Consider the following 13282-nt stretch of genomic DNA (forward strand, 5'->3'; position numbering starts at 1 on the left):
GGCCTCAATGGCTTGTGCCGTTGGGGAGGGTCGTTACCGGAAGATGTAGCGCGTCTTCCGACATTTCCCACACCAGCACGCGCAAGGTCTTGGGCCAGGTTGCACGCTTGTTCCACATGGCTTGCATGGCGCGGTCGAACTGGCCATCGTCCAGGCTCACGTTCCAGATTTCGCGGCCGAGCTGTTCGCCCAGGCGCCCGGCAAATTCGCTGCGGCGTGAAAACGAGCTGCCCGCCAGCATCACCTCCACGGGCGGTGCATCGTCGAGCAGCCCGCCCGAATGCACGGCGTTGATGGTGTCCTGTGCAACAACATCGGGCGCGGGGCGCCAGGCATCAGAAGCATCACCCAGACCCGCCAGCGTGAGCAGATCGCCCACACGGGGCTGCGGCGCGGCCTGCTGATGTTCGAAGCGCGTGTCACCACGTGCGCCCAGCATCGGCAGCACGGCCGCGCCGATCACGTTGGCGGCGGCTTGGGCGCCGTTGGCATTCCAGTGCACGTCAGTGCGGAAGTACGCGGGGCTCGCCTGCCCAAGCGCGGGCAGCAGTTCCACACGGGGGACGCCGGCAGCATCCAGCGCCTGTTGCCAGCCGGTCAGGCGCTGCGTCATGCGTGCATCCTGGTGCAGGCCGCACAGGGCTTGCGCTTCTACACGCGCCTTGTCAGGCACGGTCACCACCACCAGACGGATGCCGTCCTTGCGCAGCGCATCGGCATAGCGGTGCAACGTGGCAATGCGCGCGTCGAGCAGTGCATCGGCGCCCGGCACACCCACTTGCTGCACTAGCCCAGCGGCAGCCGGCGGCGGGCGCAGGCCATCGGCATAGAACAGCCAACCGGGGCAGCCCTCGCGCACTGGCTGGCCCAGATCGCCCAGCACGCGATAGCGCAGCGCAGCCTGCCAGCGGTGCAGCGTGCGTGCATACGGCACATCGATGACGCCCTCGATCTGGTGGCCCAGCGTGCCGTCACGCCAGCCGGCCCATTGGAACGGTTCACCGCTGTCAGCCTGGCGGGCCAGCGCCACCACGGCCACACCCAGGCCAACCACCAGCAGCAGCGCCACCATCCACGCCAAAGCACGATGCCAGAACGCGATGCGGTCGCGTGGGGCCACCTCTGCCGGGGCCTGCCCAGACAGTGCAGAGGCAGGTAAACGTGCGAGGCCGTCACTCATCGCGCAAGCGCCTTGTCCAGGCGGGCGAGCCACGCGTCTTCGGCCATGATCGATGCCGTATCCCACTGCGTGGCGGCATTCGGGCCGTTCATCATCTGGCCTTCATTGAACTGCCAGACCAGCGCCTTGATCTTGCCGGACTTGAACGCGGGCGATTCCACATAGTTCAGCAGCGTCTTCCACGGGCCGACGTTGCCAAAGGTCCAGGTCAGGCCCACGGGTTGGTCGATGGCGTTGGATAGCTTCTGCGGAAAACCCAGGTACGGCTGCACCATGCTGTTGCCCACCACGTGCAGCAGGGGCGGTGCGTCGTCCAGCAGGTCTTTGCTAGCGCCGGCTTGGCGGACGAAGAAGTGGTCCTTGCCTACGGCCTTTTTCTTTTCGGGCGGCAGCAGCTCGGCCAGGTCGCCGTAGCTGATCTCTTCCGTCCACTTGCCCAGCCGCGTGCCGCCGCCGGTGCGCTCCACAAACAGGCCGTGCGCCTGCAGCCTCTTGGCGGTGGCTGCGGCAACAGCTTCCGCAGCGCGACCGGACCAGTGATAGTCCGCTCGTATGAAAGTCGTGTCATCGGTCGGGTTGACGGTGGCAATGGTGGCAATGGCCGCCTCTGCGTCCACCATGTCGAGGCCGATATTGCCGCCGTGGGCCATCAACGCGGCATAGCGCTCCTTCACCGCTGGCGACAGCGTCATGCCATCTGGCAGCTTGTCTGCGTAAGCGCGCGCCTTGAGCGGCGCAATAACGACCACCGTGCGGATGTCGCTAGCGCTGAGCTTGTCCGCCGCCCGGTGGATGAGATCGAGCACGCGCTGGCAGCCGACGGTGTCGTCTTCAGCCAAGCTTTCCCAGCCGGGGAACAACCAGCGGTCGCGCCCTTCGATGATGGTCTGGGCCTTGCCGGCAGGCGCGGTAGCACCCTGCGCGGCCCAGGTGGAAGTGGGCAGCGCAGCAAGCGCCCCCGCCAACGGCGCGGCGCCGAGCGAGAACAGCACGCGACGGCGGCGGGCATCGATGGGCTGACTGAGGGCGCCGGACGGCGAACGAAGCAAGTCGGTCATGGCAAAGCTTTCCGATTCAGGGGTGATGTTCACTTCTTGGCCGGCGGCCAGGCCAGCTCATCACGCGTGCCGATGAGCACGGGCTTGGCGGCATCGCCGGCCAGGAACAGGCTGTAGCTGTCACCCGCGGCCAGCGGTGGCAATTGCAGCGGCATCGTGGTGGTTGCGCCGCAACTGCCCGTCAGGCGCGCGGCAATCGGGTTGATGGCGCGGGCCTGTTGCGTGCCCGCCGGCACCTGCGCAAACACGGTGGCGCCGCCATCGGCCACGGCCACCTTGCCCGCGCAGGCGCCGGCGACGTTGTAGACGCGCAGCGTGGCACGCATGGCATCCAGGCGCTCGTACGGGTTGGCCACGCGCGTGGCACGCCAGCCTTGGGCGTCTCGCGTGAGCACCACGGTGATGGCCTGGCCCGCCGTGGCGTCACTGGCCGATGCGGCGCCCGCGTTATCCGTGGCAGTAGCGGGCTTGGCAGGCTCGTGCCCATCCACCGTCACGCGCAGCAACGTGCCTGGTGTCACCACGCTCAGCCGCGTGGACGCCCCCGCCGCTAGCGCTTGCGCACCTTCGCTGCCCGGCAGCGTGATGCGTGCCGGCTGCACGGCGAGGTTCACCACGCGCACATACGTGGCGTTGGCAGGCGGCTGCGGGCCATACAGGCCGGCGACATCCTGCGCGGCAGCAGAGGCAGCACCGGGTACCGCACCCAGCACGAGCGCGGCACCCAGCTCGCGCGTCCAGTTGGTCAATGTCATGTGACGTTGCATAAGGTCAGTCGGCGACTCAGTAGGAATAGATGGCGTTGAAGAACACACCGCGCGCCCGGTCATCGCCGGCCAGCCTGAAGCGGTATTGCACAGACAGATCCACGTACGAACGCGGCGCGTCGTACTTGCTCTCGCGAAAGACGTAGCGCGTCGACACCCCCAGCCCCGCGCCAATCGGCACGCTGCCACCGTTGCTACTCACGCTGTTGTCGTAGTCCGCGCCGATGACAACGTAGGGGAACACCGTCCAGCGCGAGCTGACGCTGTCGATGCGGAACGTGCGGCCGAGCTCGGCGTTGGCTGTGGCGTAGTTGGTGCCGGCCTGCAGGTAGCGCCCGGCTTCTGCGTGGAACCGGCCCGTCCACCATGACGGAACGTCGATGCGGCGCTCGGTGCCGAAGCCGTCGAAGTACGCGGCGCGCGCCAGCCAATCGCCATTGGCCGCAGAGCCGATCGGGATCACCCGCTCCAGCGCAAAGATGGCGTTCAGATCGGTAAACGGTTTGACACGTGCACCCACTGAGGCGTGCAACGTCCGCGCGCCGCTGGGCTCATCGCCCTTGACGCCAAAGCTCTGGAGGGCGCGCGCATAGACTTCGAACGTCCGACCGCCCAGCGGACCAAACGGGCGCCAGTAGGCCTCCGTACCCGCCTGCCACGCGGTGGTCTCGCCCGGCGTGGTGGCCAGCGACGTGCCGGCGGGCATGCCGCCGCCCCGGTAGCTGAGCGTGGCGTCAAAACCCCAGTTGCGCGTGGCATCGGCATGGGCCTCCCGCATGTCGAGCATGGCCTGCGGTGTGGGCGGCGGGTCGTCCTCCTCCGGCGGCGCCAAGCCCGCGTCGATGCCGCGCTCCAAGTGCTGGATGGCAAGCGCGTTACGGCGCGCCGCCAAGGCCGCATAGGCCGCATCGGTACGCTCGTCGATGGACAGTGGGGCGATCTTGTCGGCGCGCTCGAACAGATCGCTGGCGGTCTGGTCATCACCGGCACGCTGCGCGATATAGGCGGCGGACAGCGGCGGCAGCGCGTCGAGCAGCCCATCGTCCACGATCGCCTTCGATTCACGCGTCGCGTCGCGCTCCTGCTTGGCCAAGATCAGCGCATTGACCAAGTCGACCCGGTGCTGCGCATGCTGCGGCGCCGCTTGCACGGCCAGCCGGGCGTACTTGAGCGCGGCCTTGGTATCGCGTGCCTCAGCCGCGCGCGCGGAGGCCTGCGCCGGAGCAAAGCCCGGGTCGGCCGGATACAGATCGCAGTCCGAGCCGTATTCGCTGGCGGCACAGTCGATCACCGGGCGTGCGGCCACTGCCACGCGCCGCGCGGCTTCCCCGGCAGAGGGTGCCGGTGCAGATGCGTTCGACAACTGCCGGCGCGCGTCGTACGTGCGCATGGTGATGAGCGAATCGGTGTCGTCATCAATCGGCTTGAGGTTGCCGAGCAAGTCCACCACGCGTTGCGGCTGGCCCTGCGCCAGCCAGATGTCGGCAACGATGGTCTGCATCGAACGCTTCACCGCCGCAGTGGCGTCTCTCTGCTTGAGCGCCTGCGCCAGATCCGCGTTTGCCGCTTCCGACTTGCCTTGTGCTGCACGCGCGTAGCCGCGCAGCGTCCAGGCCATGATCTCGGTGTCGTCGTAGGCGATGGCGTCGTCCAGCGCGCGCTCCATGCCCGCGAAGTCGTTTGTGACGAGCAGCGCATCGATCAGTTGCAGACGGTAGTCAAAGCGACCAGGCGCATAGACGATTGCTTGACGCGCCAGTTCGATGGCACGCGACGTATCCCCCCACTGGCGCGCATTGAGCGCAGCATCGGCCGCCTTCATGCCCAGGCTCACGCCAATGAACTTGCGGCGGATACGCAGCGGCTCGCTATCGCCAAACTGGCGCACGGCGGCCATGTCGGCTTCCCAGGCGGCCCCGTCATCGCCTGCGGCGCTAGAGGCGTCGATCAGCAGCAAGCGGAAGCGCTTCAGGTCTGGGCGCAGCGCAATCACCTCGGCGGCATAGCGCGCGGCCCCGGCAAAGTCCTTGGCCTTATGCGCCTTGTAGGCGTTCAGGGCGGTCTCCAAGGCGACACCGGTCAGCATCGGACCGCCCTCCTCGTCCTTGGCCTGGCCCTGCGCCTTACCGGCTACGCTGCCCGCTGCGCGCAGGACAGCAACGCGCCTGCGCTGCTCGACGAGCTGCGGGTCTGGCCCCAAACGCGCGATGGCGCTGTCGAGCGCCCGCCCTGCCTCCGCATACTGGCGTTGCGCCGCCAGCGCATCCGCCAGCAGCAAATGCAGCGCCATCACGTCGGGCCGCTGGCGAATGGCCTCACGCGCGAGCGCAACGCAGTTGGCATAGGCGTGTTGCTTGCAGGCATCGTAGGCCTGCTGCGCAACGCGATAGGCCGCGCCTGCCAGCGGCAACGGTTTCATCACAGGCTGCTGCGCGTGCGCCAGCGTGGGCGCGCACAGCGAGCCCGCCAGCGCCGCCAGCGTCAATCGCACCGACCAGCGTGGCCGAGATACTTGCACAGGAATGCTCTTCATTGGCTTCATACCGCCGCCGCCAGCGCCCCGCCCATGCGGTGCTGCTCCTTGATCACGTTGTCCAGCGCGTCGGGGGAGATCACGCCGCGGTTCACCATGTAGTCGCCGATGCGGCCATCGTGGTGCGGGCTGTATTCGCGCAGGGCGGCATCAAACGCTGCCCGCAGCACATGGCCGCGCTCGATCAGCAGATCGCCCAGCAACGGCACGCCGCGCGCCGGGGTGGCGGTATCCACGCGTGGCTCGGCTGTCACCGCAGGTACCACATGCATGCCGCGCAACTGCCGCAAGCCCATGGCAATTTCCCCTTCCCGTACGATGCGCTGCGCCACCTCGCGCTGTAGTTGCGCGGCCACCTCGGCAAGCACCGCATCCTGCAGCGGGCTGGCGACCAGCAGTACGGCGCACCCGGCTGCGTCTTCGCCATGCGGCAACACGCGATGGCGCACCACGGTCTCCAGCGGCAGCATGCCGGCGTGTGCGCGCAGTTGTTCCAGGTTGAGCGCACCGCGTTCCAGATCGGCCTGAAAGGCGATCGCCTCGGCCAGCGTTTCTTCATCCAGCCAGCCTTTGGACATCAGCACACGGCCCAGCGGTGCCTGGCGGGCCAGTGGGTCTTGCAGTGCTGCGTCGAGGTTCTCCTGCCCGATGGCCTGCCACATCACCAGCAGTTCGCCCAGGCGGTGACGCCGGCCGGTAAAACCGTCTTCCGAGGGGAAGTCGTGCATGGTCTTGTCCCATGCCAGGCGCTTGCCGGAAATCAAATGCGTGAGGAACATCTTCCACGCACGCGACACCGCCATGAAGTTGATGAAGTTGCCAACGATCATGCGCGGCACCGACAGCACGCCGTGCTCCCATCCATAGAGCTGCGTGACGAAGTACACGCGCTGCACCACCCGCAGCACCAGCGCGATGGCGTTGAACCACAGCAGCGTGCCCAACCACGGGTACTTGGAAAGCGGCGAGGCGATCAGCTCGGGCATCCATCCAAACTGGTCGGCCACCGCAAACAGCAGGAATTGCACGATCAGCGCGTACGCCAGAATGCCGACAAACGCGGTGACGATGCCCTTGCGGTCGCGCGCGAGCAGGTAGCGGTTGGCAGGGCCGCCCGTCCAGCCGGTCTGCTTCCAGCCCTGCAGCCCAATGCCCAGTGCCCAGCGCGCCCGCTGGCGATATGCCGTGCGGAACGTATCGGGAAAGAATTCGCGCACGCACAGCGGCATGGTGAGCGTGAATTCGCGCTCGGGCCCGAACCCGAACCACGATTTGCGCCGCATGCTGAACTGCACGGGAAACCGCGCAAAGATGGACTGCATGCCCATCCTGCCCAGCCGCGCGCCCACGTCGTAGTCCTCGGTCAGGCTTTCGGTGTTGAAGGGCTGGTTGCCGGTTTCCGCCGCCAGCGCGAGCAACGCGCGCCGCGAGAAGCAGGTGCCGACACCGGCCGAGGGCACCGTGCCGGCCAGGCTCTCGCGCACCACCAAGTCCTTGCCGTGCCACTCGGCAAACTCGTCCATGTAGGTGCCGGCCACCAGCTCGAACCAGTTGCGCTCGAGCGATGCCACCGGCAGCTGAATCATGTCCTTGCGCGGCAGCAGGTAGTTGTAGAAGCGCAGCTCCAGCGGGTGCAGCACGTCTTCGCTGTCATGCAGCACCACGCCGGCAAATTCCATGTTGTGGTCGCGCTCGTGCTTGAAGATGGCCTGGATGACCCAGTTCAGGCAGTCGGCCTTGCAGGTGGGGCCGTCGTGCGGCACTTCCACGCGGCGCAACTGCTTGTAGCGACGGCGCATGCGCTCCACCTCGTTGATGGTCTGCGCATCGTTCTGGTAGGTACCGACGAACACCATGTAGCTGCGGTAGTCGAGCACGCTGACCATGTTTTCGATCATGGCGGCAATCACGTCGTACTCCAGCCAGGCTGGCACCATGATGGCGATCGGCTGCTCGGCGCGGGCCTTGAGCTGCTCCACCGTCAGCGGCGTATAGACCCGCTTGACCGTGAAGCGGCGATACACCTCCCGCACCCAGAACCACGCGTCAATGAACAGATCATCCAGGCTCGAGAGCAGGATGATCACCGCCACCACGATGGCCAGCAGCTCCAGCCCGTGGTAGTACCAGGCCACCAGGTGACCCGCATGCCATTGGAATGCTTCGAGTGTCACGACTTGGACCCACGACGCCGGCGTGCGTAGGCCGCTACCGCCAGCAGGATCAGGAACAGCAACACCACGACGCCCGGCCCGGCCCACGACCAGAAGCTCTTGAGCACGTGCGGGCGATCTTCCTCACTGGGCAGGACTTCACCGGGGTGCTGCGTGTCGAACACGCGGGCAACGCCATCGCTGGCCACCACCGCCACGTCGCCGCGCGACAGGCGCAGCGTGGCTGGCAACACCGGCGCCACGGGGCCAACGGTGCGATAGACCACGCCCGTGGCACTGCCCGCCTTCGCCACTTGCACAATGCCGAGGTTGGTCAGGCCCGACACATCGGCTAGCAACTTGTCGGAGGCCGTCGTCAGCGTCAGGCGGTCTTTCGACAGCACGGCGCGGCCGCTCTCGTCACGCAGGGGCACGTCGATCGCCAGGAAGGTGTCTTTGGGCGCTGCGGCCTCGTTGTCCGCCACTGTGGTGAGCTGGCCGCGCGTGGGCGCGATGCCGGCGGCATTGGCCAACCGCGCCACGCGTGGCAGCGTGGCCGCCGCATCCCCCAGATAAGCGTTCGGCACGAGCACGTTGGCCTGCGAGGCAAAGCGCGCCACCATGCCGGTGAAGCTGGGTTCCAGGCTGCCGCTTTCCAGCGTGATGTGGCTGCTGGGCAGCACGGCCACCGGATAGCCCTGCAGACGCGCACGGCAGCCATCTTCGGGCGGACGCTGGAACAGCACGCGCAGCAAGTTGGATGCACCCAGCGCGTAGTGCGGAACGCGCGCCGTGATGCGCTGCACGCGCCCGTTCTGCTTGAGCAACTCCGAGCCGATCAGCATGCCGTTGAAATAGATCGACGCCACCTGGCCGCTCACGCTGGCTGACGGCGCAGCCGCAACGTCGAGCACCACCTCGCCCGGCAACTTGCCCTGGCCCGAGACCGTGCTCAGGTCAAAGCTGGCATCCCAGGTAGCGCGGCCCAACACTTCCATCGTGCGCGGCTCGCCGCCCAGCAGCGACAGCGCGATCTTGTCGCCATACGCATGCGGTGCGCCGTCCAATTGGTGCACCACGATACGGTTGGAGGCATCAATGGGCCGCCAGGCTGCCGCCAACGCCGCCACGCCGCCCACATCGCCCGTCACGATCACCACCTGCCCCGGCAGATGCGCAAGCCGGACTTCGCCCGCCGCCAGCGGCTCGGCGATCGGCGCCCAGGTGCGAGCGCGCCATTGGTCAAACGCTGAGGCGGCCGGTGCGGAAGCCGCGGCCACCTGCTCGCGCAGCGCGTCCAGCGAGGCCTTGAGGCTGGAGCGCAACGCGTCGTCGGCCACCACGATGTCCGGCGCGAACGCCGTGCGCGATGCCAGCGCAATCCACGCACCCACCTCAGCCGGGTTGGCGAGCTTGTGTTGGCCGCCGGCCGCCAGCGCAGCAAAGGCCGGCACGCTCTGCAGCGCTTTCGGCACGCTCACCCCGGCCAGGTCAACGCTCTCGCCCACCATGGGCCAAGCCCGCACGACGGGGCGCCTGTTCTCGCCCTGCAGCAGCGCGATCGTCCGCCAACTCACGTCGTACGCGGGCGCGGCCACCTTGTTGGCGCTCAACGCCACGGTGGGCGCCGGTGGCAGCGCGCTCCACGCGGTCCGTAAATCCGTGATGGCCGCCGGATCAAAGCGATACGTCAGCCGCGACGTTGGTGCAATGCGCAGCACGTTGCCGATGGCGGTCTGGTCCGTACAAATGGTGTCGTTGATGATGGACGACCACTGCAGCCCCAGGCGGATAAAACCCGTGGGCCGTGGACCACCATCCACGCCCAGGCTGGCCGCCACATCACCCTGATACTGCGTGAAGCCGCGTGCCAGCACCGGTGCACCGTCAAGCGACACCAGCATGGTGGTCCGCCCGCTATCGGCCCGCAGATAGGCGCCATCCAGCTGGAGCGCCGCATCGGAAATGGGCAGGTTGGCGGGCACCGGCAGATACAGCTCGCGGACGGCGTCCGGCGCGTGCAACACCAGCGGCTCGCGCACCCCCACCTCGGCCAGTGCCACGCTGCGGGCCACGACACGCCCTTGCGAAAGCTGCGCCAATGCGGTGCCGATATCGTCCGATGCCGCACGGGCTATCTGAGGGGCACTCGCCATCAGCCAAGCGACCGCAAACGTCGCCGCCGAAGCGTGTGCCATGCAATGAAAGGAACGGTCAGAATTCACGTCGATAGTCTCGTAATGATGGAAGCGGCCTTGCCGCAGGCGCCCAGCCGCTCAGCCACGGGCGGTACACCCTGGCGCACGATGCTGTTCAGTCAGAAGTTCAAGCCGCGGATGCGGCAGACACCCGCAGCGAGCGCATGGCGCCTACTACGGATCGGGAATGCTTGGCCCATCCGTGGGTCAATCGGTTGACTCGGCAGCCTGGTACCTGCCTTGCGGCATCAGCCCACAAGCCATGCCAAGCGCGCAGGACCGCGCCGCCAAGTCAACGCCTGAGGAGTGCGCCCCTCAGGTCAAGAAAACGCTATGGGGAGGATTCGTTCGGGCCAAAGAGGCCGGCCCAAATGCGAGCACTGCACGAGCGTGTTGGCAGGCAGGACACGCCCCGCAGCGTGTGATGGAGGCGAACGTCGAGGCCCCGCGTTGGGCGCCCTCGCACGTTGCAGTGGTGTGTTGTTTCATGACTTTCCCCGTCACCAAATCGAAATAACCCAATCGTCCGAGTTGCGAGCTCGAGACCTAAACTTTTTTATGTATTCGCTTGCTTAGCGCCGCGCTGACCCTTGAAACGCGCGACATCTTCCATCTGCAGTTCGTCAGGCTGCTTCCAACGCATCGCCCTCAAACTCCTGCACAGGCACACCACGCAACGCCATGGCGATCCGCTGCGATGCCCGTCCGTCGCCATAGGGGTTCAGGCGTTGCGCAAAGGCGCGCCAGTCGTCGTCGTTGTCGAACAGGTGGTTGACGGCGCTGACGATGTTCACCACCTCCGTGCCGACCAGGCGCACCGTGCCGGCCTGCACGGCTTCGGGGCGCTCCGTCACGTTGCGCATCACCAGCACAGGCTTGCCCAGCGATGGCGCTTCTTCCTGCACGCCGCCGGAGTCCGTCAGGACGACGTGCGCGCGCTGCATCAGGCGCACGAACTGCGCGTAGTCCAGCGGCTCGATCAGGTGCACATTCGGCAGACCCGACAACGTGGCCTGCACGGGGCCGCGCACATTGGGGTTCAGATGGATGGGGTAGACGATCTGGATGTCGTCGCGTCGCGCCAGCGTGGCCAGCGCCTCGCAGATGTTGGCAAAACCGGGGCCGAAGTTCTCGCGCCGGTGGCCAGTCACCAGCAGCACCCTGCAGTCGTCACGCAGAAACGGGAAATGCGCATCCAGCCCGGTGCGGAATTCGCCATCGCTCAGGATGCGCTGCGTGGTCTGCAACAGCGCGTCGATCACCGTATTACCGGTCACGATGATCCGGCCACCCAGGTTCTCGGCCATCAGGTTGCGGCGCGATGACGCTGTCGGTGCAAACAGCAGGTCGGCGCAGATGTCGATGGTGCGGCGGTTCATCTCTTCGGGCCACGGCTGATACAAGTCACCGGTGCGCAGGCCGGCCTCCACGTGGCCCACCGGAATCCGGCGCTGGAACGCGGCCAGCGCCGACATCATTGCCGTCGTGGTGTCGCCGTGCACCAGCACGCGATCGGGGCGCTCGGTTTCCAGCACATCATCAAACGCGGAGACCAGGCGCGCACCGAGCCCGTTCAGCGTCTGGTTCTGCGTCATCAGTTGCAGGTCGATCTGCGGCACGATGTCGAACAAGTCCAGCACCTGCTGCAGCATCTGTTTGTGCTGGCCCGTCACGCAGACCACGGATTCAATGGCGGACTGCCGCGCGAGCGTTTTCACGAGCGGCGCCATCTTGATCGCTTCAGGGCGCGTGCCGAAGACGGAAAGAACTTTCATAAGCCGGATCGAAACAGGCAGCCCGCGCGAGGATTGCGCTTGCCACACACAGGACGGATGAGGGAATCGATTCGATGTCCAGCCGTGCACCCATTATTGTTTTGACGGCAAATGGGCGTGAATTGCGGAACATCACGAGGGCGCCAATTGTCGCAATGAATCAGCGCATTTCGCCACCTCTCTTCTTTCTACACAGAAAGACTGCCGCGTATTACCCCGCTGTTTAAACCGGACTAATTTCATCCAAATGATGTCGGAAACATCATCAAAAAGAAAACATATTGCAAATGCAATGCGCGGGCGACAGCGCAGCCGAAAAATTCCCGCCAGACCTTGCTGTACACGGCTTTACGGTGGCAACAGCAAGCCCGCAAGACACATCGACATGGCTAGATTTGGATTCGCGCCAAGGGAAAATCTTGGCAAATGCGAAATCAATGCAAATATGCGAACACAACATCGATGCCCGCCCATTAGAGGGAAATGTAATGGTAATTTTTACAATCCCCTGAATTACCACTACCAGCCGACTGCCGATACCTGAACATAAAAAGGCGTTCAAAAGAAAACACCACAGCGGAGCCCTCGCCGCACGCAGAGCGCACCGGCCCGCGCGACGCGCGTGTAGAATCCTCGCCCCAACCTTGCTGCTCGATTTCCCCGCATGGACTACCAAGCCATTCTGGACACCATCCACCGCGACATTCAGCCGTGGCTCGGCCAGGGGCGCGTTGCCGACTACATCCCCGAACTGGCCGGTGCGAGCGCTTCCGATTTCGGCATGGCCATCGTCACGCTCAGCGGCGAGGTGTATCGCGTGGGCAAGGCCGATGTGCCGTTCTCCATTCAGAGCATCTCCAAGCTGTTTGCCTGCACGCTGGCCTTCCAACTGGAGGGTGAGGCGCTCTGGAAGCGCGTCGGCCGTGAACCCTCGGGCAATGCGTTCAACTCGCTGGTGCAGCTGGAATACGAAAACGGCATCCCGCGCAACCCGTTCATCAACGCAGGGGCGCTGGTGGTGACCGACGTGCTGTGCCGGCGCTTCGTGCAGGCGGAAACGGCCCTGGTGCAGTTCATGCGGCGGCTGGTGAACAACCCGCGCATCGACTATGAGCGGCGCGTGGCGGAGTCGGAACTGGCCCATGCCGACCGCAACCGCGCCATGGCGCACTTCATGAAGAGCTTCGGCAATCTGCAGATGCCGGTGGAAACGGTGATCGACGCGTACTGCCGCCAGTGCGCCATCGAGATGGACTGCACCGACCTCGCACGCGCCGTGCTCTTTCTCGCCAACGGCGGCGTGGTGCCCTGGAGCAGCGAGCGCATCGTCGACGCCAGCCCCGCCAAGCGCCTGTCTGCGCTGATGCTGACGTGCGGCACCTACGATGCCGCCGGCGATTTCGTCTACCGCGTCGGCCTGCCCGCCAAGAGCGGCGTGGGCGGGGGCATTGTCGCTGTGCTGCCGGGCGAGTTTGGCGTGTGCGTGTGGTCGCCGGGGCTGGATGTCAGCGGCAACTCGCTGGCGGGCCTGCAGGCGCTGGAGTGGCTGACCACCCTGTCGGGCCGCTCCATCTTCTAAGCGGCGCTGTCGATCGTTTTTCTATCCACGCACGCGCAA

8 protein-coding genes are annotated in these 13282 nt (G+C 66.1%); 1 reads left to right on the forward strand and 7 read right to left on the reverse strand.

The features are described from left to right. Window positions 1–4: 4 nt before the first annotated feature. The 7 genes from ACS7SF_RS19130 to wecB all read right to left on the reverse strand — a co-directional run bounded on the left by ACS7SF_RS19130 (window position 5) and on the right by wecB (window position 11664). Complete coding sequence (locus tag ACS7SF_RS19130; RefSeq protein ID WP_439893728.1) at window positions 5–1180, reverse strand: alginate O-acetyltransferase AlgX-related protein; 1176 nt, start codon at window positions 1178–1180, stop codon at window positions 5–7. Then, on the reverse strand, window positions 1177–2238 hold the full coding sequence (locus tag ACS7SF_RS19135; RefSeq protein ID WP_439893729.1) for an alginate O-acetyltransferase AlgX-related protein: 1062 nt from the start codon (window positions 2236–2238) through the stop codon (window positions 1177–1179). Before ACS7SF_RS19135 ends, ACS7SF_RS19130 begins: the two co-directional genes overlap by 4 nt. A gap of 29 nt (window positions 2239–2267) precedes the next feature. Next, on the reverse strand, window positions 2268–2993 hold the full coding sequence (locus ACS7SF_RS19140) for an alginate O-acetyltransferase AlgF (protein WP_439893730.1): 726 nt from the start codon (window positions 2991–2993) through the stop codon (window positions 2268–2270). A 28-nt stretch (window positions 2994–3021) separates the two neighbouring features. After that, the gene (locus ACS7SF_RS19145) at window positions 3022–5523 is read right to left on the reverse strand and encodes an NfrA family protein (RefSeq protein ID WP_439893731.1); all 2502 of its coding nucleotides are present in this window, start codon (window positions 5521–5523) and stop codon (window positions 3022–3024) included. A 20-nt stretch (window positions 5524–5543) separates the two neighbouring features. Next, entirely contained in the window at window positions 5544–7712 is a 2169-nt protein-coding gene (locus tag ACS7SF_RS19150; RefSeq protein WP_439893732.1) for a glycosyl transferase family protein, read from the reverse strand. Continuing rightward, on the reverse strand, window positions 7709–9847 hold the full coding sequence (locus ACS7SF_RS19155; RefSeq protein ID WP_439893733.1) for a cellulose synthase: 2139 nt from the start codon (window positions 9845–9847) through the stop codon (window positions 7709–7711). Before ACS7SF_RS19155 ends, ACS7SF_RS19150 begins: the two co-directional genes overlap by 4 nt. 665 nt (window positions 9848–10512) lie before the next feature. Continuing rightward, window positions 10513–11664, reverse strand: coding sequence for a non-hydrolyzing UDP-N-acetylglucosamine 2-epimerase (gene wecB / locus ACS7SF_RS19160; RefSeq protein ID WP_439893734.1), 1152 nt, complete (start codon window positions 11662–11664; stop codon window positions 10513–10515). Window positions 11665–12328: 664 nt separating this feature from the next. On the opposite strand from wecB, the gene ACS7SF_RS19165 reads away from it, so the two are divergent. Beyond that, on the forward strand, window positions 12329–13243 hold the full coding sequence (locus ACS7SF_RS19165; protein WP_439893735.1) for a glutaminase: 915 nt from the start codon (window positions 12329–12331) through the stop codon (window positions 13241–13243). Window positions 13244–13282 lie beyond the last annotated feature (39 nt).

It is taken from the genome of Ralstonia sp. 25C (assembly GCF_051904805.1).
Taxonomy (GTDB): domain Bacteria; phylum Pseudomonadota; class Gammaproteobacteria; order Burkholderiales; family Burkholderiaceae; genus Ralstonia.

What these genes read in the sequence shown, in the direction of transcription:
- ACS7SF_RS19155 (WP_439893733.1), bottom strand. Translation starts at nt 9,847, where the DNA reads ATGGCGAGTGCCCCTCAGATAGCCCGTGCGGCATCGGACGATATCGGC.
- wecB (WP_439893734.1), bottom strand. Translation starts at nt 11,664, where the DNA reads ATGAAAGTTCTTTCCGTCTTCGGCACGCGCCCTGAAGCGATCAAGATG.
- ACS7SF_RS19165 (WP_439893735.1), top strand. Translation starts at nt 12,329, where the DNA reads ATGGACTACCAAGCCATTCTGGACACCATCCACCGCGACATTCAGCCG.
- ACS7SF_RS19130 (WP_439893728.1), bottom strand. Translation starts at nt 1,180, where the DNA reads ATGAGTGACGGCCTCGCACGTTTACCTGCCTCTGCACTGTCTGGGCAG.
- ACS7SF_RS19135 (WP_439893729.1), bottom strand. Translation starts at nt 2,238, where the DNA reads ATGACCGACTTGCTTCGTTCGCCGTCCGGCGCCCTCAGTCAGCCCATC.
- ACS7SF_RS19140 (WP_439893730.1), bottom strand. Translation starts at nt 2,993, where the DNA reads ATGACATTGACCAACTGGACGCGCGAGCTGGGTGCCGCGCTCGTGCTG.